The sequence below is a fragment of the Anaeromyxobacter soli genome, assembly GCF_022808855.1.
Taxonomy (GTDB): domain Bacteria; phylum Myxococcota; class Myxococcia; order Myxococcales; family Anaeromyxobacteraceae; genus Anaeromyxobacter; species Anaeromyxobacter soli.
In genome coordinates this window covers 1-24849 of sequence record NZ_JAKZLF010000043.1, presented here as the reverse complement: position 1 = coordinate 24849, position 24849 = coordinate 1, and the positions used below count along the sequence as shown (strand labels likewise).

Sequence of the window (24849 nt, the reverse complement as noted above, 5' to 3'; positions counted from 1 at the left end):
TGGCGGGGTCCTGCCCATTGGCGAGGTTCGTTATCCTTAATACGTTGGCGTGCCCATGGGCACGTAATGCTGGGTTCCCTTGCGGTGCCGCCGGATCACGGCCAGGAGCGCCTCGAGATCCTGCGGGTTCTGCTCGAGATCGATGTCGCTCGTGTTGACGACGAGGAGCGGCGATTCGTCGTAGTGGAAGAAGAAGTCACCGTACGCCTTGGCGAGCGTCTCGAGGTAGGACGAATCGACGGATCGCTCGAAATCCCGGCCGCGCCTGCGGACACGGGAGACGAGCACGTCGGTCCGCGCCTGCAGGTACACGACCAGATCGGGCTTCACGATGCGGGGCCCGAGCAGCTCGTACACGCGATCGTACAGCGCCAGCTCGTCGGGCGACAGGGTGAGCGCGGCGAAGATCCGGTCCTTCGCGAACAGGTAGTCCGCGATCGTGGACTGGGTGAACAGGTCCTGCTGGAAGAGGGCCTGCTGCTGCTGGAAGCGCGAGAGCAGGAAGAAGAGCTGGGCCTGGAACGCGTGCTTGCGCCGGTCGCCGTAGAAGCTCGCGAGGAACGGGTTCTCCTCGGCGTGCTCGAGCACGAGGCGCGCCCCGAGCCGCTCGGAGAGCACCTGCGCGAGCGTCGTCTTGCCGACGCCGATGGGCCCCTCGACCGCGATGTACCTGGGTCGTTCCATTCCGGATGCGCGAAAGCGTGGCAGCTTGCCACGGCGGGGCGGGGGTCGCAAGGCAGCGCGGCGACTGGACGCGGGGCGCGCCGTTCGACCGAGACCGTGACAAAATGATCGTGGATCCCGTGATCCTGGGATCAGGGTGTCCGTTGACAGGCGATGTCACGTCACGTATCGTCGCAGCACTTTTGCAGTGCGGACGAGGGATGGGGAGGCAGCGCGAGATGGCCAGCCGAGTCGCGACGCGGGAGCGGTCCGTGACGGTGCGGGAGACGGTGGAGGCCCGGGTCGACCCGGCCTTCCATCGCGCCATCCTCAAGATCGCGCTCGAGCTCAAGAAGCCGAACGCGCCGAGCTACGACGCGATCGTCGCGAGGACGGTCGAGTCCATGCGGCTCGACCCGGTCGCCTTCCAGCACTACCTCGGCGAGAACGGCGCTCGCGGCATGAGCCTGCTCCTCGCCACCGCGCGCACGACGTTCGGCCCCTAGCGGCCGTCGAGTTTCACGGGCGCCCTCCCGACTGAAGGGGTAGGGCGGGCGGAGATAGCGGGTGGGCGCCCGTGAACTGCTACGGCGCACGATACGGGGCCTGCGGCGGGCGTCCTCGCTCCTTGCGCCTGCGGCGTACGGAAGCAGTACGCCTCGGCGCGCGTCGCTGCGGTTGCCCGCCTCGGCTCCCGTCTCGTGCGCCTCGCGCCGCGTTCGATCTCGAGCGCGGGCCTGCGACGGGCGTCCTCGCTCGTTGCGCCTGCGGCGCACTGCCAGGCGCCGCTGGGCGCGGCTCCCGTCGAAGGAGCGCCTCGGCGCGCCTCGCTGCGGGTGCCGTCTCGGCTCCCGTCTCGTGCGCCTCGCGGGTGTTCGGTCCGATTTGAGGTCTAGGTCCCCAGAGCGCGGTCCAGGGCGGCCCACTCGGCGACGGTGAGGGTCTCGCCGCGGCGGGAGGGGTCGATGCCCGCGGCCTCCAGCGCGCGAGCGAGCGCGTCGTCCGGCACCACGCGACCGGCGCGCAGCGCGTTGGCGAGCGTCTTCCGGCGCTGGGCGAAGCCGGCCTTCACGAGCCGGCGGAAGCGGGCCGGATCCGCCACGCGGAGCGCGTCGCCGGGCGGGCGGAAGAGCGCGCAGAGCACGGCGCTCTCCACGTTGGGCGGCGGCAGGAACGCGCCCGGCGGGACGATCCGCTCGACGGAGACGTCGGCCTCCCGCTGCAGGAGCACCGACGCGAGCCCCCAGTCGCGGGTCCCCGGCGCCGCCGCGAGCCGCTCGGCCACCTCGCGCTGCAGCAGGAAGACCGCGCGGGAGACGTGGTCGAGCTGGTCGAGCAGCGAGAAGAGGATCGGGCTCGTGAGGTGGTACGGCAGGTTGCCGACGACCGCGAGGCGCCGAGCGGAGCCCGCGGGCGCGGCCGGCGCCTCGAAGGCCCGCGCGACCTCCCCGTAGTCGATCCGCGCGGCGTCGGCCTCCAGGAGCCGGACGCGCTGGCCGAGCTCCCCGCGCAGGACGCGGGCCATGTCCCGGTCGCGCTCGACGGCGATCACCTCCGCGCCGCGGGCGAGGAGCCGGGCGGTGAGGTGGCCGAGGCCGGCGCCGAGCTCGACCACGCGATCGCCGGCGCGCGGCGCGGCGAGGCGGGCGATGTCGTCCAGGATCGCCTCGTCGCCGAGGAAGTTCTGGCCCCAGCTCTTCTTCGCGCGGAGCCCGTACTTCTCGAGGAGCGCGCGGGGGCTCGGGTAGCGGGCCGCGGCGGCGGGAGGTGCGCTCGTCACAGGCGCCATGCGGGGTCCGCGTTGAGGTCCGAGCCCGCGCGCTCGCCGCGGAGGAACGCGTGCGTGCCGGCGACGGCGATCATCGCCGCGTTGTCCGTGCAGAGCCTGGGGGCGGGCAGGAACACCTCCATGCCCTCGTACTCGGCCGCCTTCTCCGACACCGCCGCGCGCAGCCGGCTGTTCGCGGCGACGCCGCCGGCGAGGACGAGCCGGTCGAACTGGAGGCGGCGCGCCGCGCGGAACGCCTTCTCGACGAGCGCGCGGACGATGGCCTCCTGGTAGCTCGCGCACAGGTCCGCGAGCCCCCTGCCCTCCGGCACCCCGTGCTTCTTCACGTGGTGCAGGAGCGAGGTCTTGAGGCCCGAGAAGCTGAAGTCGAGCTCCGAGCCCTTCACGATCGCCTTCGGGAAGCGGATCGCGCGGGCGTCGCCTTCCCTGGCGAGCCGGTCGATCGCGATGCCGCCGGGGTACGGCAGGCCGAGCAGCTTCGCCCCCTTGTCGAACGCCTCGCCTGCGGCGTCGTCGCGGGTCTGGCCGAGGAGCCGGTACGCTCCGAAGCGCTCCGCGGAGTAGAGCGACGTGTGGCCGCCCGACACCACGAGGCCGAGGTACGGAAACGCCGGCGCCGTCTCGGAGAGGAAGGCCGCCACGAGGTGGCCCTCGAGGTGGTTCACGCGCACGAGCGGCTTCTGCCAGGCGAGCGCGAGCGCCTTGGCGGCCTGGACGCCGACGAGGAGCGCGCCCACGAGGCCCGGCCCGCTCGTGACCGCGATCGCGTCGATCCCGTCCGGCCCCACCCCCGCCCGCGAGAGCGCCTCGTCGACGACGGGCATCACCTGGACGACGTGGTTCCGGCTCGCCAGCTCCGGCACGACCCCGCCCCAGCGGCGGTGGATCTCGATCTGCGTGGCGACCACGTCGGCGAGCGCGCGCCGCCCATCCTCGACCACGGCGGCCGCGGTCTCGTCGCAGGAGGTCTCGATGGCGAGGATCTTCATCGCGGCCGGAACCTAACCCGGCCGGGCGGCGGGCGCGAGCGGGTTCGCCCCCACTCGACGGCTCGCCGGCCGCGGAACGCGCCGGGACTACCTGAGCTGCTTCGCGAGGATCTCGCGCACTGCGCGCGACTGCTCTCCGTTGGGCGAGAGCTGGAGGAATCGCTGGTAGGCGGCGCGCGCCTGGGAGACCTTCCCCTCCGCCTGCTTGAGCTCGCCGAGCAGGAGCCAGGCGGGAGCGTAGCGGCCGTCGACCGCGATGGCGTCCTCGATCGCGTGCAGCGCCTCTGCCGAGCGGTTCGCGTCGTAGAGCGCGCGCGCCAGGCCGACGTTCGCAGGGCCGGTCGGCCGCAGCGCGACCGCGCGCCGGTAGTCCGCGATCGCGTCCACGAACCGGCCGGCATCGTACTTGCGCTCGGCGCTCGCGAGGAACCGCCGGTAGTCGGCGTCCTCGGAGCGGGCGCTTGCGGGAGCGGGCGGCGCGGGCGGCGGCGGCGCCTCCGGGAGCTGCTCCGCGGCGGCGGGCTCGCGAGCCGTCGAGGGCGGGCTCGATTCGGAGGATGGGAGCGCGGCGGGGGTCGGAGCCGAAGCCGGAGCCGGAGCCGGGGTCGGGATCGCGGCCGGTGCGGCGGTCGGGGTCGGTGACGCGGCCACCGTCTGCGGGGGCGGGGTCGTGGCCGGCGTGGGGGCGGCGGTCGCGGTCGGCCCAGCGCCCGTGCTCCCCCCGCGCAGCGCCAGGAAGGCCCCTCCCCCCACGGCGACGACCGCGGCCGCGGCGAGCGCGAGCGGCGCGCGGGGGCGGCGGGGCGGGAGCGAGCTCCGAGCGGCCTCGCGCAGCGGATCGGTGGGCGCGGGCGTGGGGGGTGACGCCGGGGCCCGCGGTGCGCTCGCCCTCGGCGTGGCCAGCGACGGCGGCAGCGGGAGGGTGCCCGGCGGCGGCAGCGGCATCGAGTACTTCCCCGGCTGGAACGCGCCCGGAGGCGGCGTGGGGGCGGGCTGCTCGGGCGGACGGGCGTGAGGCTCGGTGGAGCGCTCCGCCTCCGCGCGCTCGGCCGCGGCCGCCGGCTCCGGCCGCGCAGGGCGCGGCGTCGGGGGGACCGGACCCGCGAACCAGTCCACCCCGTCGGGCTCCGCCGCGGTCGGCGCGACGGGAGGAGCGGCCTCCGCGGCGCGGAGCTCGCGGACCGCGGGAGCGACCCGGGGCGCCGCAGTGGCCGGCTCGGGCGCGGGCGGAGGCGGCGCCGCGACCTCGCGGAGGATCCCCTCGAAGAAGAGCTTGGAGATCACGCCCGCGGCGGCGAGATCGTCGTAGTCGGCCTCCTCCACCACGTGCTCGAGGGTCCGCCTGCCGTCGAAGAGCCGGAGCAGCGCGTTCACGTCGTCCGGGATCTCCGCGAGCCGCTCGCCGAGGAGCGCGTCGTCGATCTCGAACACCTTGTCGAGAGCGGGGAGCTGCTCGACGATCCGCCCCCACTCGTCGATGCGGCGCATGCCCTCCATGAGGAGGCCCTGCGTCGACACCGGGATGCGCTCCTCGCGATCGATGGGCTTGAACTCGATCGCGAAGTCCCCGTCCTGCCAGTTGAGCAGCCGGTAGAACGCGTTCTCGCCGGAGAGCTTCCCGCCGAGCTCGCAGTCGACGATGCGGCCGTCGCGGAAGTAGCAGATGGCGAGCGCCCCCCGCTTGCTCCGCACGTGCAGCGCGCCCGACTTCTTGCCCATCTCCAGCGTCTGGACGAGGTCCACGACGCCCATGTCGGAGAGGTTCCCCGCGAAGCTCGCCTTGAGATCCTTCTTCTCGAGGCGCTCCTTCTCGCGCTTCTCGAGGAGGATCTTCACGCGGGTGACGATCTCCTTGATGTAGATGGGCTTCGTCAGGTAGTCCTCGACGCCCAGCTCGAGGCCCTTCACCTTGAACTCGACCGACTTCTGACCGGTCAGGAAGATGAACGGCGTCCCGCGGTGGCGGTCGTCCTCCTTCAGCCGGCGGCACAGCTCGAACCCGTCCATCTCGGGCATCTTGGTGTCCGAGAGGATGAGGTCCGGCGGGGAGATGGCGCACTTCTCGAGCGCGTCGCGGCCGTTCACGGCGGTCGTGACGGAGAAGCCCGCCTTCTTGAGCGAGACCTCCATCACGCGCAGTGACTTGGGATCGCCGTCGACGAGGAGCAGGTGCTGCTTCGCCAAGGTGTCGCCTTTCCGGCGCCGCGCCGGCGCCGCCGCGGCTGATCTCGCCCGGGATTCGCGCGTCAGTCAAGGCGACGACCGCCCGGCCGGCCGGTGCGATCCGGGCTCAGCGCCCGTCGGCGCGGCGGGTCGCGAGCGCGCGCAGCTCGCGCACCGCGTCGACGTGGCGCGGGTTCGTCCGGAGCGCGGCCCGGAGCAGCCGCTCGGCGCTCGCGTCGTCGCCCTCGTCCCGCGCCAGGAGGCCGGCGACGTAGAAGGCGCGGTCGCAGGCCGGGTCCTTCGTGGCCTCCTCGAGCAGCGCGCGAGCGCGCTCGCGATCCCGGGCGCGCGGGTCGGAGAGGCAGGCGAAGGCGAGCGCCGCCTGGTACTCCGGCCTCGGATCGGCGCGGACCGCCGCCTCGTAGAACGCCCGGGCCCGGGCGAGATCGCGCGTGCGCAGGCACGCCTCGCCCTTCTCGAAGTCGGCGCGCGCCGCCTCGTCGTGCGCCGACGCCGCCCCGGCCCGCCGCGCGAGGTACTCGGCGCGCTTCTTCGGGTGGGAGAGCACCTCGTACGCCTCGTTCACCGCGGAGAAGAGCTCGCGCACCGTGCCGGCCAGGTCCGCCATCGACGGGCTCGCGAACCGGTCGGGGTGGAACCGCCGCGCGAGGTCCAGGAAGGCGCGCTTCACCTCGTCCTTCCCGGCGCCGTCCGGGAGCCCCAGCCGCGCGAAGAGATCCTTCTCCCTCGCGCGCGGGGCGGCCGCGCGCAGCGCCTCGCGCAGGGCTCCATCGGCGTCCGGCGGCGACGCACCCGTGACGCCGGGCGGGAGCGCTCCCGACGGCGGGGCGGGCTGCGCCGGGGCGCCCGCCGGCCGTCCGCCGAACGGCCCCACGCCCAGGTTCCGCATCCCGCGCTGGAGGAGACGCTGGCGCCGCGCGCGCGCCTCCGCGGGATCGCTCCGGCGCTCGCCGGTGGCCTGGGCTCGCGCCGCCGGCGGGGCGGCCGCGGCCCCCGCGCCGTCGGCTCCGGGCGGCGACTCGAGCACGAGCGTGGGCACCGTCCGCTCCCCCGCCGTCGCCGGCGCCGCGAGGTCGAGGAGGAGCAGCGCCGCGAGGAGCGCGAGGGCGCGCTCCGGCGGCACCTCGGACGCGGCGAGGTAGGCGTCGAGCGGGAGCGGCGCGGCGAGCCGCGCGACGAGCCTGCGCTCGGCCGCGGCGAGCCCGCGCGCCAGCTCCGGCTCGGCGTCCGCGTAGACGTCCGCGAGCTTCGCGCCCGCCTCCGCGGCGCGCAGCGTGACGCTCACGAGGTCCGCCGCCTGCGGCGCCGCGAGCGCGTCGGCGAGGACGCGCAGCGGCGAGAGGAGGCCGGCGCGCGTCCACTCCGGCACCGCGGCGCTCGCCTCGAACGCGAACGGCCCGGCGGGCAGCGCCGCGAGCTGGGCGACGTACCCCGCCTGCTGCTCCTCGAGCGCGTGCTCGACCTGCTCCCGCGAGGCCGCGCCCATCGCCACCAGGATCTCGCCGTGCGGCCGGCGCGTCTCGGCCATGCGCACCAGGCTGAGCGACAGCGCGTCGATGTCGATGACGCCGGCGGCGAGGAGCATGTGCCCGAGCGGCCGGAAGCCGACGAACACCTGGGCGCCCACCGGCGCCCCGTCGTGGAACCACAGCCGCGAGGTGCCGCCTCCGTGCGCGATCTCGAGCACGCCGCTCGCGCGGCGCTCGCGCGCCTCGACCAGCACGGCGGCGAGCGGCGTCCGCGAGAGATCGCCGGGCGCGTCGAGCAAGCTCATGGGCGGGGCATGTTACACCCGCGGGTCACGCTCCGCGAACGGACGCCAGCGCCGCGTACAGCGCCACTCCCGCCGCCACCGCGAGGTTCAGGCTGCGCATGCCCTCGCGCATCGGGATCCCCACCTGCCGCTCGGGCCAAGCGGCGAGCAGCGCCGGCGGGAGCCCGAGCTGCTCCTGGCCGAGGACGAGGAAGTCACCCGGAGCGAAGCGCACCTCGAACAGGCCCCGCTCCGCGCGGGCCGTGAAGAGGTGCAGCTTTTCGATTTGACCGCGGAGCGTCCGGGCCTCAAAGTCGCTCCAGTCCGGGTAGATCGCAGGGGCGACCTCCGGCCAGTAGTCGAGCCCGGCCCGGCGCAGCTGCTTCTCGTCGAGCGAGAACCCGAGCGGCCCGACGAGGTGGAGCGCCGCGCCGGTCACGGCGCAGGTCCGCGCGACGTTGCCGGTGTTCGGCGGGATCTGCGGCGCCACGAGGACGATCTGGAAGGGCGGGTCGACGGAGGGCAGGGTCGGCATGGGCGGCATCGGGATCGTGAACAACCCGCGGTCGCGGCGCAACCGGCGCGACCCCCGCATCGCCGGCCGGCTTCGCGCGCTGCTCGGGGACGACGGCGAGGTGATCGACGCCTCCACGCCCGCCGAGCTCGCCCGGGCCGTCGCGCGCTTCCGCGCGGCCGGGATCGACGTCCTCGGCGTGAACGGGGGCGACGGCACGGCGCACGTGGTGCTCACCGCGTTCGCGCGCGCCTACGGCGGGGCGCCGCTCCCGCGGCTCCTGCCCCTGCGCGGCGGCTCGATGAACACCGTCGCCCACGGGCACCACATCCGCGGGCGCCCCGAGCGGATCCTGCGGGAGGTGCTGGTCAGGCGGCGCGCCGGTCACCCGCTGCGCACGGTCGAGCGGGACCTCCTCGCCGTCTCCGCCGACGACGGGCCGCCCATGTACGGGTTCATCTTCGGCACGGGCGCGGTGGTGGCCTTCCTCGAGGCGTACTACGCCACCGGCCGCACCTCGCCCGCGACCGCCGCGGCCCTGGTGCTGCGCGCCATCGGCTCCGCGATCGCGGGCGGCCCGTTCGCCGAGGCGCTGGTGCGGCGCCAGCGGCTGCGGGTGGTCACCGACGGCGACGAGTGGCCCGACGTGCCGTACCTCGCGCTCGTGGCCGGCGCGACGCCGGACATCGGGTTCGGCTTCAAGGCCTTCGCGCGCTGCGCCGAGCAGCCCGGCTCGTTCCACGCGATCGGGCTCACCGCGGGGCTGCTCCCGCTCGCGCTCTCGCTCCCGCGCATCCGGCGCGGCGCGCCCTGGCGCCGCGCGCTGGCGCAGGACGAGGTCGCGCGCGAGCTCGTCGCGGAGGGCGACGGGATCCGCTTCACGGTGGACGGCGACCTGTACGAAGCGCGGGCGCGGGTGCGGGTGGCCACGGGACCCGGGATCGCCCTCGTCGTACCGTGATACCCTGCGCCGGAGACCTCCACCATGCGGCTCAGCCACGCGGGCATCACCGACGTCGGACGTAAGCGGGCCCACAACGAGGACGCCTACCTGCTCCTCCCGGAGGAGCAGCTCTACTGCGTCGCCGACGGGATGGGGGGCCACGCCTCGGGCGAGGTCGCCGCGCGGCTCGCCGTCGAGGAGATGGCCGAGTTCTTCCGGCTGACCGGTCGCGACGACGAGGCGACCTGGCCGTTCAAGCTCGACCCGGCGCGCAGCCAGGACGAGAACCGGCTCCTCACCGCGGTGAAGCTCGCGAACGTGCGGATCCACGAGCGCGCCCAGACCGACGCGAAGCTCCACGGGATGGGCACGACGCTCGTGGCGGCGAGCTTCCCGAAGGGCGGCGAGACGCTCCTCGTCGGGCACGTCGGCGACAGCCGCGCCTACCTGTACCGCGCCGGGCAGGTGCGCCAGCTCACCGAGGACCACTCGCTCCTCAACGACTACCTGCGCCAGCGCAAGCTCACGCCCGCGGAGGCCGAGACGTTCCCGCACAAGAACGTCATCGTCCGGGCGCTCGGGATGAAGCCGCTCGTCGAGGTCGATCTCGTCCGGGAGGAGCTGCGCGACGGCGACGTGGTGCTGCTCTGCTGCGACGGGCTCTCCGGGATGGTGCCCGACCCGCACATCGGCGACATCATCCGCGCCAGCCACGGCGACCTGAAGCGCGCCGCGCAGACGCTGGTCGACGCGGCGAACCAGGCGGGCGGGGTGGACAACATCACCTGCGTGCTCGTGGCCGTCAGCCGGTAGCGCGCCGCGGCCGGCCGGCTACTCCCGCGTGCCGACCCGATCCTTCCCCACCGCGATCGCGCCCTCGAGCCGCTCGCCCGGGGCGAGCTCCGTCCCCTCCCACACGATCCCCTCGCGGACCGTCGCGCCCCCCGGGACCGACGCGCCCGGACCGATCACCGCGCGAGGGCCCACCTCCGCCCCCGCGCCGACGGCGGCGCCCGCGCAGACGAGCGTCGGCCCCGCGAGCCGCGCGCGCGGGTCGAGCCGCGCCCCCGCCGCCGCGTGGACCCCCGGCGCGACCTCGCGCGTCCCGGAGAACGGGTCCGCGCCCGGAAAGCGCGCGAGCGGCACGCGCCCGGCGAGCACGTCCAAGGTCGCCTCGAGGTAGCGCGCCGGCGTGCCGAGATCGTTCCAGTACCCCGCGACGACGCGGCCGCGCACCGCCCCCGACGCCATGAGCGGCGGGTACACGTGCCGGTTGATGTCGCGCTCGAACGGCGCGGCGGGGACGCGGTCGAGGAGCGCCGGAGAGAGCACGTGCACGCCGGAGAAGTGCCAGGGCGCGAGCCCCTCGCCGCCCGGCCCGAACGCCCCCGCGATGCGCCGGACTGCGCCGCCCGCGTCCGTCTCGACCGACGCGTAGCGCGCGCCGGCGGGCATGGGGAGCAGCACCATCGTGGCGAGCGCGCCCGAGGCGCGGTGCTCCGCGAGCGCCGCAGCGACGTCGACGTCGAAGAGCACGTCGCCGTTCACGAGCACGATCGCGTCCGCGCCGGCGAGGTGAGCGCGCGCCTCGCGCAGCGCGCCGCCGGTGCCGGCGATGACCGGCTCGCGCGAGACGGCGAGCGCCATGCCGAGCGCGCGTGCCGCCTCCCCGGCCGCCGCCGCCATCCCGTCCGGCAGGTGGTGGACGTTCACGACGGCGCGCCGCACGCCGGCGCCGGCGAGGAGCGCGAGCGACCAGCGCACGAGCGGCACGCCGCACACCGGCACCCCCGGCTTCGCCACCCGCGCGGTGAGGGGCCGGAGCCGCGTGCCCAGCCCGGCGCACAGCACCATGCCGACGACGTCGCCCATCGCGCGCCTCAGGGGAAGACCGGCTCGAGGATCGCGGCGACCTCGGCGAGGAACGTCCGGTCCTCGGCGCCGAAGGCACCCGGGTGATCCGAGTCCACGTCGATCTGGGCGAGGTAGCGCTCGCCGCGGAGGATGGGGAACACGATCTCGGAGCGCGTCTCGAGGTTGCACGCGAGGTAGCGCGGATCGGCGGCGACGTCGTCCACGAGCACGACGTCCTTCGTGCGCGCGGACAGCCCGCAGAGCCCCTCGCCCACCGGGATGCGGACGTGCGGCGTGTCGCGGCCGGCGAACGCGTCGAGCTCCAGCACCCCGCCGCGCAGGACGTAGAGGTACACGCCGGTGTAGCGGGGGAGACGCTGCAGGATCGCGGCGGCCTCGCGGAGCGCCTCCCGGTAAGGGCGGCGGGCGGCGACCCGGAGGGCTTCGAGGGCGCCAGCGCGTTCGGAGTCCATGGTAAAGCCGAAGATAACAGATGGTCCCCGCGGCGCGCCTTCGCCTCTTCTACTTCCTCTACTACGGCACGGTCGGCACGAACCTGCCGTACTTCGCGGCCTATCTGCGCGGCCTCGGCTACACCGGCGAGCAGATCGGCACGGTCCAGATGCTCCCCTCGCTCGCGGCGCCCGCGGTGGCGATCTCGTGGGCGAGCTGGGCAGACCGGCGCGGATCGCCGGCGCGCGCCCTGCGCCGCGCGGCGCTCGTCGCCGTGTCCGCCGCCGTGCTGCTCCCCCTCGTGCGCTCGCCGCTCGCCGTCGGCGCGGTGCTCCTCGTGCAGGCGCTCGGCGAGCGCGCGGTGGTGCCGCTCGTCGACTCCGTGTCGCTCGAGTGGACGCGCGCGCGGCCCGGGACCTCCTACACGGGCCTGCGCCTCTTCGGATCGCTCGGGTTCGTCGCCCTCGCGCTCGGCGTGGGGCGCGCGCTCGCGCTCCGGGGCGATCGCCCGGGCGACGTGCTCGTCCCGGCGCTCGTCGCCTGCGGCGTCGCCGGCTACGCGCTCGTGGCGCGCACCGTCCCGGCTGCGCCGCCCCACCCCGGCGCCCGCCCCGGCCTCGCGGACCTCGGGCAGCTCGTCAGGGACCGCCGGCTCCTGCTCTTCCTCGCCGCCTGCGCGCTCCACTGGGCGGCCTGCGCGCCGTACCACCTCCTCTTCGGCGTGCTCGTGCGCGACCGCGGCCTGCCGTCGGACGTGACGGGGCTCGGCATGGCCGCCGGCGTGGTCGCGGAGATCGCGGCGCTGCTCGTCTTCCCGCGGCTCGAGCGCCGCCACTCGCTGCGGCGCCTCCTCGCGGTGGCGTTCCTCGGCAGCGCCGTGCGCTGGGCGCTCGTCTCGCGCGCGGAGTCGGCGGGCGCGATCGTGGCGCTCCAGCTCCTGCACGGGCTCAGCTTCGGCCTGTTCTGGGGCGCGGCGATGGACGCCATGGCGGAGCTCGTGCCCCCGCGGCTCCGCGCCTCCGGCCAGGCGCTCTTCTCCGCGATCGTGTTCGGCGCGGGGAACGCCTTCGGCTACCAGCTCGCGGGCGCCGGCTACGACCGCTACGGCTCCGCGGCGCCCCTCTTCGTCTGGGCGGCGGCCCTCGAGATCGCGGCGCTCGCCTTCGCGCTCCTGTTCCTCGGCCGGCGCGCCGCCGCGCCGGCGGCGGGGCCCGCGCGGCCCGCCTGAGCGCCGATCTGCTCACTCGTGGACACCGCGGGAGGAGCCCGCGCATCGCGCGGGGAGGGCGAAGCCCCTCCCGGCGGGGAACCTGCGCGCACCCGCGACAGCGGGCACGGGTCACGGGCCCCGCGACCGCGGGAGGGGCCCCGCGCAACGCGCGGGGAGGGGCGAAGCCCCTCCCGGCGGGGAACCTGCGCGCACCCGCGACAGCGGGCGCGCAGGTTCACGGGCCCCGCCGAGCAGGGGTGGGGCCCCAGCGGCTCTGCCGCTGGGGCGGGGACGCAGTCCCCGTGAGATCAGAACCTCGTATGAAAGTGGTGCTCGCCCGCGTCCTGCAGCGCGCGCACCGCCCGGAACGCGTCCTTCACCCGGCTGCGCTCCACCGCGGAGAGCGTCGCGAGCTGGAGCGTGTCCTCCGGCTCGCGGCGCTCCCCGGCCGCGCGGAGCTGCTCGCGCAGGCGGAGCCCGAGCAGGACGCGGAAGGCCTCCGCGGCGGCCACGCCCACGCGCTCGTCGACGAGCCCCGCGCGGACCGCCGCGTCGAGCCGGTCCACGGTCGCGCGGGCCGGCGCGCGCGCCTCGAGGCCGTAGGCCCGGGCGAGGAAGACCACCGGCGCGATGCCGGCCTTCTTGAGATCGATGGCGGCGGCCGCTCGCAGGCGAAGCGTGAGCGCCGCGGGCGGGTGGAAGTCCAGCGCGGCGCGCGCGAGGAAGCGCAGGAACGGCGGCCGATCGACGGCCGCGAGGACAGCGTCCCCGAGCGGCGCCACGTCGAGCGCGCCCGCCACCGCGCGGTGATCCGCGAACGTCGCCGCGTCGAGCAGCGCGCGCGGAGTGGGGGCGTCGAGCCAGCCCGCCACGCGCGACCGCCACTCGGAGAGCGTCCCGTTCCAGCTCCGCGCCATCACGTCGCCGCGGCAGCGCGGGAACCCGGCCGCCTCGAGGTCCGCGTTGGCGCGCTCCGCGAGGTTCACGAACCAGGCGCGCTCCTCGGCGCCCGCGTCGGCGAAGACGATGGCGTTGTCCTGGTCGGTGAGGAGCGTCTGCTCGCGCCGCCCCTCCGACCCGAGCGCGAGCCAGGCGTAGGGAGCGGGCGCGGGCCCGAGATCGTGCTCGCCCCAGGCGAGGATGCGGCGCACGAGCGCGTCGTTGAGCCGGGCGACGAGCGCGGCGATGGCGAGCGCGTCCAGCCCACCCGCATGGAGCGAGGCCGCCATGCGCGCGACCATCGCGGCGTAGCCCGGCAAGGCGGCGCGCGAGGCGAGCCCCTCGACCCGGCGGAGGACCGCCATGGGGCCGGGCGCGGCGCAGCGCAGGAGGTCCGTCGAGGTGACGACCCCGATGACGTCGCCGTCGCGGACGACCGGCAGGTGGTGGACGCCTGCGTCGAGGAGCGCCGTCCAGGCGGCGTGCACCGGCGTGCCGGCGGCGATCTCGCGCAGCGGACGGGTCGCCACCCCGGCGACGGGCGTCTCCGGCCCGAGCCCCTCGGCGAGCACGCGGCCGCGGAAGTCGCGATCGGTCACGATGCCGGGCGGAGCTCCGCGCACGAGGACCGAGGAGATCCCCCGCGCGCGCATCACCCGCGCCGCGTCGCCGACGGTGGCGTCCTCGCTCACCCAGGCGGCCGGGCCGGAGACGAGCTGCTCGACCGGCTGGGCGAGCTCCGGCGGCCCCTCGTGCGCGGGCGCGAGCTCGAGGCTGCGCCGGAGCCGCTCCCCCAGCCCCGTGGCGAAGTGGCCCGCGAAGCGGGCGTCGGCGAGCAGGCGCCGGAACTCCGCGGCGGGCAGCCGGTAGGCGACGAGGTCCTCCTCGACCACGACGTCGAGCGGCGCCGTGCCGGTGAGGAGCGAGGTGTACCCGAACACCTCGCCCTCCTCGAGGACCTGCATCGTCCGCCCGTCGCGCTCGAGCCGCACGACGCCGGCGCGGATGATCCAGAGGTGCTCGAACGGCGTGCCGCCGGCGCGGACGAGCCGCGTACCGGCGGGCCGGGAGACCTCGTCGAGCGCGGCGGTCGCCGCGGCGAGGAGCGGCGCTGGCAGGCCGTCGAAGGGCGGGGTCGCGCGCAGGAAGGCGGCGGGATCGACCGGCACGCTTGGCTCCGTCAGCGCGCCCGGGAGGACGCGGCCGCGCGGGCCGGCGCGGGCTCGCGGGGGTAGCGCAGCGAGGCGACGAGCTCCTGGACCTCGCGCGGCGGGGCCGGCGTCGCGAGCGAGACGACGGTGAGGACCGCCGCGTTCACGAGCGTCCCGAGCGCGCCGATCCCCTCCGGCGAGATCCCGAGCCACCAGTGCTCGGGCCCGTTGAGCTCCGGGTGCAGGTGCCGGAACCACAGGACGTACGCGGAAGTCACGAGGAGCCCCGCGGCCATCCCGGCGATCGCGCCCTCGCGCGTGGCCCGGCGCCAGAAGATCCCGAGCACGAGGACCGGGAAGAAGGACGACGCGGCGAGGCCGAAGGCGATCGCGACCACCTCCGCGACCGAGCCCGGCGGCCTGAGCGCGAAGTAGCCCGCCCCGAGCGCAGCGGCGGCGGCGGCCCCGCGCGCCCACCCGAGCTCGGCGCGATCCGAGAGGCGCGGCGCGGCGACGCCGCGGACGAGATCGTGCGAGAACCCCGCCGCGATCACGAGCAGCAGCCCGGCGGCGGTGGAGAGGCCGGCCGCGAGCGCGCCGGCGGCGACGAGGCCGACCACCCAGGCCGGGAGGCGCGCCATCTCCGGGTGCGCGAGCACGATCACGTCGCCGTCGACGCGCACCTCGTTCCGGGCCGGATCCCCCGAGAGCTGCATGCGGCCGTCGCCGTTCCGATCCGTCCAGGCGACGAGCCCGGTCTGCTCCCAGGCGCGGAACCAGCTCGGCGCCTCCGTGTGCGGCACGCCCTCCACGGTCGCGACGAGGAGGCCGCGGCCGAAGGCGGCCACCGCGGGCGCGGCCGTGTAGAGGACCGCGATGAACAGGAGCGCCCAGCCGGCCGACGCGCGCGCGTCGCGGATCTTCGGGACGGTGAAGAAGCGGATGATGATGTGCGGCAGGCCGGCGGTGCCGATCATGAGGGCCGCCGTGGTCGCGACGACGTCGAGGCGTGGCCGCGCGCCCGCCGTGAACCGCCCGAGGCCGAGGTCGGCGCCGACCGCGTCGAGCGCGTCGAGCAGGTGGCGCCCGGGCGTGACGCCGAGGAGCGCAGCGCCGCCCTCCGTGAGGCGGCCGCCCAGCCCGAGCGCCGGGATCGGGTTCCCGGTGAGCAGCCGCGACACGAGCACCGCCGGCACGAGGAAGGCGACGATGAGCACGAGGTACTGCGCCACCTGGACGTAGGTGATGCCCTTCATCCCGCCGAGCACCGCGTAGAAGAACACGATCGCGAGGGCGATCACGACGCCGGCGCCGATGGGGAGCTCGAGGAAGCGCGCCAGCACGATGCCGACCCCGCGCACCTGCGCGGCCACGTAGGTGAACGACACGACGAGCGCGCAGACCGTGGCCACCGCGCGCGCGGAGCGCGAGTAGTAACGGTCGCCCACGAACTGCGGGACCGTGTACTTGCCGTACTTGCGGAGGTACGGCGCGAGCAGCACCGCGAGCAGGACGTACCCGCCCGTCCAGCCCATCAGGTAGGCGGAGCCGTCGCGGCCGGTGAAGGCGAGGATGCCCGCCATCGACATGAACGACGCGGCGGACATCCAGTCCGCGCCGGTGGCCATCCCGCTCACCACCGGGTGAACGGCGCGATCCGCGACGTAGTAGTCGGCGAGGGAGCGCGCCCGCGTGTAGAGGGCGATGCCCGCATAGAGGCCGAACGAGGCGGCGACGAGCACCCACGTCCAGCCGATCGGGCCCATCCCATCCTCCCAGCGACGGCGGGGTCACTCCTCGTACACGCCGAACCGCCGGTCGAGCGCGTTCATCCACCGAACGTAGACGAATACGAGCGCCACGAATACGAGCATCGCGCCCTGGGTCGCGAACCAGAAGCCGAGCGGGAACCCGAACAGCCGGAACGCGTCGAGCCGATCCGCGAGGAGGATCCCGGCCCCGAAGGACGCGGCCGCCCAGATCGCGAGCACTCCGGCGATTGAGCGCAGGTTCGCCCTCCAGTAGGCCTCGCGCTTGTCTTGCGTCATTTCGCGAAATACCCCGCGTTAGGTTCCATCCTACGACGCAGCGCGCAACCACCGCGAGCCCCGACGGGTCCAAGTCCGCTGAATTACTCGACAGAACAGGCCCGACGCGGGTTGTGCGCTTAGGTCGACTTTTTGCGCGCAATACGTGCGTTGCCCATTGCCATGCACGATCTGCGTGTGGTACGCCTGAACACGCTGCCCGGCCATTCACCATTCTTAACCGCGCGTAGAGGAGTACCCATGGCGATCGCACCGGTCACCGCCCCACAGCCGCCGAGCGAACCTCCCAAGGCTGTCGGCATCACTCGCGACGAGAAGAGAGTCATCTTCGCGTCGTCGCTCGGCACCGTCTTCGAGTGGTACGACTTCTATCTTTACGGCTCTCTCGCGGCGATCATCTCCAAGCAGTTCTTCGGCGCGCTCAACGAGACGAGCGCCTTCATCTTCGCCCTCCTCGCCTTCGCCGCGGGCTTCGCCGTCCGCCCGTTCGGCGCCATCGTGTTCGGGCGCCTCGGCGACCTGATCGGCCGCAAGTACACCTTCCTCATCACGATCCTGATCATGGGCCTCTCGACCACGATCGTGGGTCTCCTGCCGTCCTACGCGACGATCGGCATGGCAGCGCCGACCATCCTCATCGGCCTGCGCCTCATGCAGGGCCTCGCGCTCGGCGGCGAGTACGGCGGCGCGGCGACCTACGTGGCGGAGCACGCTCCCAAGGGCAAGCGCGGCCTGTTCACGAGCTGGATCCAGACGACCGCCACGGTGGGCCTCTTCCTGTCCCTGCTCGTGATCCTCGGCACGCGCGCCTCGATGGGCCCGAAGTTCGAGGAGTGGGGCTGGCGCATCCCGTTCATCCTCTCCGCCCTCCTGCTCGCCATCTCCGTGTACATCCGGCTCCAGCTGCAGGAGTCGCCGGTGTTCAAGCGGATGAAGGCTGAGGGCAAGGGCTCGAAGGCGCCGATCACCGAGTCGTTCTTCCGCTGGAACAACCTCAAGATCGTGCTGATGGTGTTGTTCGGCGGCGTCGTGGGCCAGGCGGTGGTCTGGTACACGGGCATGTTCTACGAGCTGTTCTTCCTCACCCAGACGCTGAAGGTCGAGGCGATGGCGGCGAACCTCATGGTCGCCGGCGCCCTCATCCTCGCCACGCCGTTCTTCATCGTCTTCGGCGCGCTCTCCGACAAGATCGGCCGCAAGTGGATCATCATGGCGGGCTGCGTCATCGCCGCCGCGACCTACTTCCCGATCTTCAAGGGGCTCACCAAGGCCGCGAACCCCGCCATCTTCCAGGCCGCCGAGGCGAACCCGATCACGGTCGTCTCCGACCCCGCCGACTGCAGCTTCCAGTTCGACCCGATCGGCAAGGCGAAGTTCAACACGTCCTGCGACATCGCGAAGAGCTGGCTCGCGAAGAAGTACATCCCCTACCGCAACGAGCAGGCGGCGCCGGGCACGCCCGCGTCCGTCAAGATCGGCGGCACGGAGATCAAGAGCTTCGACGGGCGGACCCTGCCTCCCGCCGAGTTCAAGACCCAGGCGGCGGCCTTCGACAAGCAGCTGGGCGACGCGGTGAAGGCCGCCGGCTATCCGGCCAAGGCCGACATGAGCAAGGTGAACACGCCGATGGTCGTGTTCCTGCTCTTCCTCCTCGCGCTGTACGTGACGATGGTGTACGCGCCGATCGCGGCCTGGCTCGTCGAGCTCTTCCCGGCGCGCATCCGCTACACCTCGATGTCGCTGCCGTACCACATCGGCAACGGCTGGTTCGGCGGCTTCCTGCCGACCATCGCGTTCGCGATGGTGGCCGCCACGGGCGACATCTACTACGGCCTCTGGTACCCGATCATCGCAGCGCTCATGACCGCCGTCCTCGGCTCGCTCTTCATGCCGGAGACGAAGGACCGCGACATCCATCACACCTGACGTCCCCCGCGCCCCCGCGCCGCGCCGCGGCGCGGGGGCGTTCCTCTCTCCCCTCCCCTTCCACTCACTTCGTGCGCCCGCGCGCCCTCGCGCGCGGCGTCGCGCGCCCGGGACCGCAATGAACTCCGCCACCCCGCTCCGCAGCGCGGCCGCCGTCGCCCTCTCCGTCTCCGCGCTCGCCCGCGCCAACGAGGCCACCGGCACGGAGGCGGTCGGCCAGATGCAGGTGTCCGGCTCGACGCTCGCGCTCATGGTCGCCGCGCTCGTCGGCCTCGGCGTCGTGGTCTGGCTGGTCTCGAAGGTCGTGTCTAGATAGACGAAGCCCGTCACGCCCCGGGCGCGCGCGGCCGGACCAGCGTCACCGTGCAGGGCGCCTCGGCCGCGACCTTCGTCGAGACCGTCCCGAGGAGCCGCAGGAGCTGCAGCGGCTCCGGCGCCGCGTCCGGCGCCACCCGCGTCGCGACCGCGCCCAGCATCCCGCGCAGGGGGACGTCGCGCGGCGGTGCGCCGATCACGATGTGATCCACGGCGTTCACGCGAGCGTACTCGAGCAGCGCCGCCGCCGCGTCGCTCGCCTCGAGCACGTGGAAGGAGAGCTGCGTCCCCGGGAGCTTGAGCGGCTCGGCCCAGTGGCGGAGCAGGACCCGGTGCTTGAGCCGCTGGGCGGTCGCGGTGTCCTCAGGCGCCGTGCCGCCGAGGTCGGGCGTGGGCGGGATCACCGTCACGACCGCGAGGCGCGTGTGGTCCCCCGCCGCGAGCACGCGGCGGACCGCCTCGCGGATCGCGTCCGTCTGCGCCGGGTCCGCGCGCGCGGTCGCGAGGGCGGCGAGCACGATCGAGCCGCCGGCGGCGTACGCCGAGGGCTGGGGGCAGGGCGGCGGCTCGAAGCCGATCGCCTTGAACCAGCGGCGCACGACCTGTCCGGTGCCCGCCCGGCGGCGCCGGAGGCCGCGCTCGCCCACCGCGACGTCGGCGGGGTGCGCGAGGTCGAACGCGACCTGCGCGGCCGTCGGGTAGCGGGCCGACGCGTCCGGCTCGAGGCAGTGGAGGATCACCTCCTGGAGCCACTCGGGGACCGCCGGCACGAGGGCGCGCGGCGGCACCGGATCGCGCCAGAGCCGCTTGCGGAGCGTGGCGGGGGTGGTCGGGGAGCCGAACGGCGTCTCCCCCGTGGCGAGCTCGTACAGCACCGCGCCGAGGGCGAACACGTCGCTGCGCGGATCGCAGCGGACCCCGAGCACCTGCTCGGGCGCGATGTACGGCGCCGAGCCGATCGGCCGCCGGTACTCCTCGGCGAGGAGGTCCGGGTAGTGCCCGTGGTGCGCGAGCCCGAAGTCGATGAGGACCGCCTCGCCGCCCGGCCGGATCATCACGTTCGAAGGCTTCAGGTCGAGGTGGATGGCGTCCTGGAGGTGCAGCGCGTGGAGCGCGGTCGCGACGGCCGCCCCGAGCTGCGCCACCTCCTCCGGCGGGAGCGGCGCGCGCTCCGCCCACTCCGCGAGGGAGCGCCCCTCGATCCGCTCCATGACGAGGAACGGCCGCTCGGCGTCGTCCCGCGCCGCGACGAAGCGCGGCACGTGGGGCCCCTTGAGCGCCGCGAGCACAGTCTGCTCGACCTCGAAGGAGATGACGCTCGAGGCAGGCTCCCCCGGCCCCAGCCGGGGGACCTTCATGAGGAGCGGGAACTCGGCGCCCGGGCTGGTGACCCGGTATAGCACCGCCATCCCGCCCGCGTGGACCTGCTCCTCCACGCGGAAGCCGTCGATCTCCGTCCCGCGATCGAGGAGCGCGCCCACGTTCACTCTCCCCGCTCGAGCCGCGCCGCGAGCCGCTCCGGCAGGCCCGCCGCGCGGATCTTCGCGGCGGCCGTCGCCCAGTCGTACGGCACGCGCTGGAACGCGAGCCGCTCGCGCTCCAGGTCGAGGAGCGCATAGCACGCCGCGGTGTTCCCGTCGCGTGGCTGACCGCACGACCCGACGATCGCGAGCCACTGGCGCCGGGGTGGGACGGGGATGGCCACGCCCGGGACCGGCTGGAACGCGATCGGGCGCTCGGCGAGGGCGGTGTAGTAGAGGACCGGCTCGTGGACGTGCCCGGAGAAGACGTAGTGCGTGCCCGCCGCGCGCAGGCTCGCGGCGGCGTGCAGCGGGTCCGTCACGTAGGTCCAGTCCGCGGGGCGATCGGCGCTCGCGTGCACGAACACGAGGTCGCCGCGGCGGACGAGGAGCGGCAGGCTCGCGAGGAACGCCTGGTGGCGCTCGTCGAGCCGGGTGCGGGTCCACGCGATCGCCTCCTCCGCGACGCGGTGCATCGTCTCGGCCCCGGGCGAGACCACCGCGGCGTCGTGGTTGCCGCGCACCACCACCGCGCCCGACTCCGCGTGGGACCGGACGACGTCGAGGACCGCCGCCGGGTCCGCCCCGTACCCCACGAGATCGCCCACGAAGGCGAACGCCTCGGCGCCCGCCGCGCGCGCGTGGTCGAGGCAGGCGGTGAGCGCCTCGAGGTTCGCGTGGACATCGGCGAGGATGGCGAGCTTCATCGCGCGGCCGCCCGGCGCCGGGGGCGGCGCGGGGTCCCTCCGAGGAGAGCTTATCTCCCTCCGGGCCGGTCGGCCGTCACATGAGGAACAGCCAGCTCATCGCCGCGAGGATGGGCAGCAGGACCGCGGCGCTCCAGGCGAGGTACCCGAAGAAGCTCGGCATGCGCACGCCCCCCTCCTCCGCGATGGTCTTCACCATGAAGTTGGGGCCGTTGCCGATGTACGTGGCGGCGCCCATGAGCACGGCGCCGAGCGAGACGGCGCGGAGCAGCCCGGCCCCGCGCGCGTGCGCCACGAGCTGCGAGAGATCGCCGGCGTCGGTCCCGACGACCGCGCTCGCCGCGGAGGCGAAGGTGAGGTAGGTCGGCGCGTTGTCGAGGACCGAGGAGAGCGCGCCCGTGGCCCAGAAGTACTGCCAGGGCTCCGCGAGGCCGAGCTCGGCGCCGCGGGCGTTCAGGATCGCGAGCGCCGGGATCATGGTGGCGAAGATGCCCGCGAAGAGCGCCGCCACCTCGAGGATGGGCCCCCACGAGAAGCGGTTCTCCCGGCGGAGCGCGGCCGGCGTCGTGACCCACGCGAGCGCGGCGACGCCGGCGAGCGCGGCCTCCGCGACCCCGGGCGGCGGCGCGAGCGTGCCCGCCACGACCAGCACCCCCACGATGGCGGCGAGCCAGAGCGCGTTGTGCGCCCCGGCGACGTGCAGCGGCACGCGGTGGGCCTCGGCGAGCTCGTCGAGGTCGCCGGGGGTGGCGAGGTCCTCGCGCCGGAAGAGGGTGGAGTCGACCACGTAGAACACGAGGAGCAGCGCGCCGACGACGAACGCCCACTCGCGCCACAGGCGCAGGGTCCACGTGAACGGGACGCCGCGGAGGAACCCGAGGAAGAGGGGCGGATCGCCGAGCGGCGTGAGCAGCCCGCCCGCGTTCGCGACGATGAAGATGAAGAACACGAAGACGTGGGCCTTGCCGCGCCGCACCGAGTTCGCGCGCAGCAGGGGCCGCACGAGCAGCATCGACGCGCCGGTCGTGCCGACGAGCGAGGCGAGCGCCGCGCCCGCGCCGAGCAGCGCGGCGTTGAGCCCGGGGGTCCCCGAGAGCGTGCCGCGCACCACGATCCCGCCCGAGATCACGTAGAGGGCGCCGAGCAGCGCCATGAACGCGACGTACTCGTGCGCCGCGTGCGCGACGGCGCCGCCGTCGAGGCGCGCGACCAGCGCGACGACGGGTACGCCGAGGAGCGCGCTGAAGAGCAGCTTGTTGCGGTTGTGCTCCCAGAAGCGCCCCGCCGCGAGCGGCAGGATCGCGATCCCGGCGAGCACGAGCGCGAACGGGGCGACGCTCCAGACGGGAAGCAGGTGGCCGAGGGGTAGCTCGCTCGCACGGACGATGGGATCCACCCGCCGACGCTAACGGGGCGCCGCTCGGCAGGCAACGCCGCCCTGCGGCCTTGCGCCACCCTGATGATGTTCGCAGCCCTTGGCGCTCCGGACCCGCCGAGCGCAGCGCTTGCGCGCATTGATTGCGTTACGCTCTCTTTTCGTTCTTGCGCATGTCTTGCGCGCATTGATTGCATCCAGCGATTCGTGCGGGCTCCGGGAGCGGGTATTGGACCGCTCCGGGGCAATTTGTTGCGCAACTTTGGCGCGTGCGGCTGTTCACCGCGCAAATCGATCTGCTATGACCACATCCCACGCCTCAAATTTCACGTATCCCGGAGGAGAGCGTTCATGTCGAAACCCGCGGTCAGCCCGCTGAAGGATCGCAGCACCCGTTCCGCGCACGAGGTGATCGCGTCGCCCGAGTTCAAGGCGCTCGTGTCCAAGCGCTGGAAGGTCAGCCTCGTCCTGCTCACGCTGCTGTTCGTGAGCTACTACGGCTTCATCCTGCTCGTCGCGACGAACAAGACGCTCGTCAACACCAAGATCGGCGAGGTCACGACCCTCGCGATCCCGCTCGGCCTGGCGGCGATCGTGATCGCCTTCGTGCTCACCGCCTTCTACGTGGCGTGGGCCAACAAGTCCTACGACCCCGAAGTCGAGCGGATCCGCTCGCAGCTCCGGTAGCCCCCTTCACCGACAGGAATACCAATGACCTCGATCGGCGCGATCCAGGCCCTCCTCCTCACGCAGGCCGCCCCCGCGGCCGCCGGTGAGTCGATGCAGACGTCGCTCGGCTCCCCGTCGATGATGTCCATCCTCTTCTTCTTCATGATCGTCGCGGTGACGCTCGTCATCACCTACTGGGCGGCCCGCAAGACGAAGACCTCCTCCGAGTTCTACGCCGCCGGCCGCAGCGTCTCCGCGCTGCAGAACGGGTTCGCGCTCGCGGGCGACTACATGTCCGCCGCGTCGTTCCTCGGCATCTCCGGCATGGTGGCGCTGAAGGGCTACGACGGCATGATCTACGCGACCGGCTGGCTCGTCGGCTGGCCCGCGCTCATGTTCCTCGTCGCCGAGCCGCTCCGGAACCTCGGCAAGTTCACCTTCGCCGACGTGGTGGCGTTCCGGCTGAAGCAGAAGCCGGTCCGCATCGCCGCGGCGATCGGCGGCATCCTGACGGTGCTCTTCTACACCATCGCCCAGATGGTCGGCTCCGGCGCGCTCATCCAGCTCATGTTCGGGCTCAAGTACGAGTACGCCGAGCTCATCGTCGGCGTGGTGATGCTCGCCTACGTGCTCTTCGGCGGCATGCTCGCGACGACCTGGGTGCAGATCATCAAGGCCGGCCTGCTGCTCTTCGGCGTGTCGCTCCTGACCGTCCTCGTGCTCGCGAAGTTCAACTTCAACCCGGGCAACCTCTACGCCGCGGTCGTCGAGAAGTACGGCCAGACCGCGCTCGAGCCGGGCGGCATCGTGGCGAGCCCGATCGAGGCCGTCTCGCTCGGCCTCGCGCTGATGTTCGGCCTCCTCGGCCTGCCGCACATCCTGATGCGCTTCTACACGGTGCCGGACGCGAAGGCCGCCCGGAAGTCGGTGCTCTACGCCACCGGCCTCATCGGCTACTTCTACGTGATCATCCCGATCGTCGGCTTCGGCGCCGCGGTGCTCACGCCGGGCGGCCGCAAGTTCATCTCCGGCATCGACGGCGGCGGCAACATGGCCGCGCCGCTCGTCGCCGAGCTCCTCGGCGGCACGGCGTTCCTCGGCTTCATCGCCGCGGTCGCCTTCGCGACCATCCTCGCCGTCGTGGCCGGCCTCACCCTCGCCGGCGCCTCCGCCTACTCCCACGACATCTACGTGAACGTGATCAAGGGCGGGAAGGCGACGGAGGAGGAGCAGGTGAAGGCCGCGAAGATCGCGACCATCGTCTTCGGCGTGGTGGCGGTCGGCCTCGGCATCCTCTTCAAGGGCCAGAACGTCGCGTTCATGGTGGGCCTCGCCTTCGCGATCGCCGCCAGCGCGAACTTCCCCGCCCTCCTCATGTCGATCGTGTGGAAGCGCTTCACGACCTGGGGCGCGGTCTGGTCGATCCTCGTCGGCGCGATCAGCTCGTGCGCGATGATCGTGCTCTCGAAGACGGTCTGGGTCGACGTGTTCAAGTTCGAGCACGCCATCTTCCCGATGAAGAACCCGGCGATCTTCTCGATGACGGCGGCGTTCGCGGTCGGCATCATCGCCTCGCTCCTCACGCCCGAGCGCGAGGCGCAGGAGATGTTCGAGGACGAGAAGCTCCGCACCTACCTCGGCGTCGGCGCCGAGTAGCCGCGAGCCCGTGATCCACGCCGCGGCCGGCGCGCCTTCCCGGGCGCCGGCCGCGGTCCTTTTCATGAGTCAGAAGCGCCGGTACTCGTCGTCGCGCGGCGACGCCGCCGCGACGGCGGCCGCGGTGACGGCCGGGAGCGCGGGGGCCGGCCTCGCGCGCGGCGCGGCCGCCCTGGCGGGGCCCGGCGCGG

22 protein-coding genes are annotated in these 24849 nt (G+C 73.9%); 8 read left to right on the top strand and 14 right to left on the bottom strand.

Annotation, left to right across the window (positions count from 1 at the left end):
* Window positions 1-36: 36 nt before the first annotated feature.
* Entirely contained in the window at window positions 37-684 is a 648-nt protein-coding gene (locus tag MLV88_RS21295; RefSeq protein ID WP_242340657.1) for a deoxynucleoside kinase, read from the bottom strand.
* Window positions 685-902: 218 nt separating this feature from the next.
* Here MLV88_RS21295 and MLV88_RS21290 point away from each other — a divergent pair, with 218 nt between their 5' ends.
* Window positions 903-1169 (top strand): hypothetical protein, encoded by a 267-nt coding sequence (locus tag MLV88_RS21290; protein ID WP_242340656.1) that lies wholly within the window; start codon window positions 903-905, stop codon window positions 1167-1169.
* A gap of 386 nt (window positions 1170-1555) precedes the next feature.
* On the opposite strand, the gene rsmA is transcribed toward MLV88_RS21290, so the two are convergent.
* The 5 genes from rsmA to MLV88_RS21265 form a co-directional block, all read right to left on the bottom strand.
* Window positions 1556-2452, bottom strand: a complete 897-nt coding sequence (gene rsmA, locus MLV88_RS21285) for a 16S rRNA (adenine(1518)-N(6)/adenine(1519)-N(6))-dimethyltransferase RsmA (protein ID WP_242356519.1) — start codon at window positions 2450-2452, stop codon at window positions 1556-1558.
* On the bottom strand, window positions 2440-3441 hold the full coding sequence (gene tsaD, locus MLV88_RS21280) for a tRNA (adenosine(37)-N6)-threonylcarbamoyltransferase complex transferase subunit TsaD (RefSeq protein WP_242356517.1): 1002 nt from the start codon (window positions 3439-3441) through the stop codon (window positions 2440-2442). Before tsaD ends, rsmA begins: the two co-directional genes overlap by 13 nt.
* Window positions 3442-3528: 87 nt before the next feature.
* Window positions 3529-5625 (bottom strand): response regulator, encoded by a 2097-nt coding sequence (locus tag MLV88_RS21275; RefSeq protein ID WP_242356515.1) that lies wholly within the window; start codon window positions 5623-5625, stop codon window positions 3529-3531.
* Window positions 5626-5731: 106 nt separating this feature from the next.
* Entirely contained in the window at window positions 5732-7399 is a 1668-nt protein-coding gene (locus MLV88_RS21270) for a DUF4388 domain-containing protein (protein ID WP_243338652.1), read from the bottom strand.
* Between the two features lie 25 nt (window positions 7400-7424).
* Entirely contained in the window at window positions 7425-7913 is a 489-nt protein-coding gene (locus MLV88_RS21265; protein ID WP_242356430.1) for a tRNA (cytidine(34)-2'-O)-methyltransferase, read from the bottom strand.
* On the opposite strand from MLV88_RS21265, the gene MLV88_RS21260 reads away from it, so the two are divergent.
* Complete coding sequence (locus MLV88_RS21260) at window positions 7912-8853, top strand: diacylglycerol/lipid kinase family protein (RefSeq protein ID WP_242340520.1); 942 nt, start codon at window positions 7912-7914, stop codon at window positions 8851-8853. The genes MLV88_RS21265 and MLV88_RS21260 overlap by 2 nt on opposite strands.
* Before the next feature lie 24 nt (window positions 8854-8877).
* Window positions 8878-9648: a Stp1/IreP family PP2C-type Ser/Thr phosphatase gene (locus MLV88_RS21255; protein ID WP_242340521.1), complete on the top strand. Its 771-nt coding sequence runs from the start codon at window positions 8878-8880 to the stop codon at window positions 9646-9648.
* 18 nt (window positions 9649-9666) lie between these two features.
* Here the strand turns inward: MLV88_RS21255 and MLV88_RS21250 are convergent, their stop codons facing one another.
* A complete protein-coding gene (locus MLV88_RS21250) occupies window positions 9667-10707 on the bottom strand; it encodes a nucleotidyltransferase family protein (protein WP_242356432.1) in 1041 nt (346 codons plus the stop codon).
* An 8-nt stretch (window positions 10708-10715) separates the two neighbouring features.
* Window positions 10716-11162, bottom strand: a complete 447-nt coding sequence (locus MLV88_RS21245) for a GAF domain-containing protein (protein WP_242340523.1) — start codon at window positions 11160-11162, stop codon at window positions 10716-10718.
* Window positions 11163-11182: 20 nt separating this feature from the next.
* On the opposite strand from MLV88_RS21245, the gene MLV88_RS21240 reads away from it, so the two are divergent.
* Window positions 11183-12370, top strand: a complete 1188-nt coding sequence (locus MLV88_RS21240) for an MFS transporter (protein WP_242356434.1) — start codon at window positions 11183-11185, stop codon at window positions 12368-12370.
* Window positions 12371-12660: 290 nt separating this feature from the next.
* On the opposite strand, the gene MLV88_RS21235 is transcribed toward MLV88_RS21240, so the two are convergent.
* The 3 genes from MLV88_RS21235 to MLV88_RS21225 are packed head-to-tail and all read right to left on the bottom strand — an operon-like array spanning window position 12661 to window position 16490.
* On the bottom strand, window positions 12661-14460 hold the full coding sequence (locus MLV88_RS21235) for a DUF294 nucleotidyltransferase-like domain-containing protein (protein WP_242356436.1): 1800 nt from the start codon (window positions 14458-14460) through the stop codon (window positions 12661-12663).
* Between the two features lie 11 nt (window positions 14461-14471).
* Window positions 14472-16208: a sodium:solute symporter family protein gene (locus MLV88_RS21230; protein WP_242340526.1), complete on the bottom strand. Its 1737-nt coding sequence runs from the start codon at window positions 16206-16208 to the stop codon at window positions 14472-14474.
* Window positions 16209-16232: 24 nt separating this feature from the next.
* Entirely contained in the window at window positions 16233-16490 is a 258-nt protein-coding gene (locus MLV88_RS21225; protein WP_242340527.1) for a DUF4212 domain-containing protein, read from the bottom strand.
* A gap of 240 nt (window positions 16491-16730) precedes the next feature.
* On the opposite strand from MLV88_RS21225, the gene MLV88_RS21220 reads away from it, so the two are divergent.
* Both MLV88_RS21220 and MLV88_RS21215 read left to right on the top strand, forming a co-directional pair.
* Complete coding sequence (locus MLV88_RS21220) at window positions 16731-18416, top strand: MFS transporter (RefSeq protein ID WP_242340528.1); 1686 nt, start codon at window positions 16731-16733, stop codon at window positions 18414-18416.
* Window positions 18417-18534: 118 nt separating this feature from the next.
* A complete protein-coding gene (locus tag MLV88_RS21215; protein ID WP_243338649.1) occupies window positions 18535-18732 on the top strand; it encodes a hypothetical protein in 198 nt (65 codons plus the stop codon).
* A 10-nt stretch (window positions 18733-18742) separates the two neighbouring features.
* On the opposite strand, the gene MLV88_RS21210 is transcribed toward MLV88_RS21215, so the two are convergent.
* From MLV88_RS21210 to MLV88_RS21200, 3 genes are all read right to left on the bottom strand, one after another.
* Window positions 18743-20212, bottom strand: coding sequence for a bifunctional serine/threonine-protein kinase/universal stress protein (locus MLV88_RS21210; protein ID WP_242340530.1), 1470 nt, complete (start codon window positions 20210-20212; stop codon window positions 18743-18745).
* A gap of 2 nt (window positions 20213-20214) precedes the next feature.
* Complete coding sequence (locus tag MLV88_RS21205; protein WP_242340531.1) at window positions 20215-20958, bottom strand: metallophosphoesterase family protein; 744 nt, start codon at window positions 20956-20958, stop codon at window positions 20215-20217.
* A gap of 76 nt (window positions 20959-21034) precedes the next feature.
* A complete protein-coding gene (locus MLV88_RS21200) occupies window positions 21035-22354 on the bottom strand; it encodes a sodium:proton antiporter (protein WP_242340532.1) in 1320 nt (439 codons plus the stop codon).
* A gap of 330 nt (window positions 22355-22684) precedes the next feature.
* On the opposite strand from MLV88_RS21200, the gene MLV88_RS21195 reads away from it, so the two are divergent.
* Both MLV88_RS21195 and MLV88_RS21190 read left to right on the top strand, forming a co-directional pair.
* The gene (locus MLV88_RS21195) at window positions 22685-23020 is read left to right on the top strand and encodes a DUF485 domain-containing protein (protein ID WP_242340533.1); all 336 of its coding nucleotides are present in this window, start codon (window positions 22685-22687) and stop codon (window positions 23018-23020) included.
* A 24-nt stretch (window positions 23021-23044) separates the two neighbouring features.
* Window positions 23045-24658: a sodium:solute symporter family transporter gene (locus MLV88_RS21190; protein ID WP_242340534.1), complete on the top strand. Its 1614-nt coding sequence runs from the start codon at window positions 23045-23047 to the stop codon at window positions 24656-24658.
* Window positions 24659-24849 lie beyond the last annotated feature (191 nt).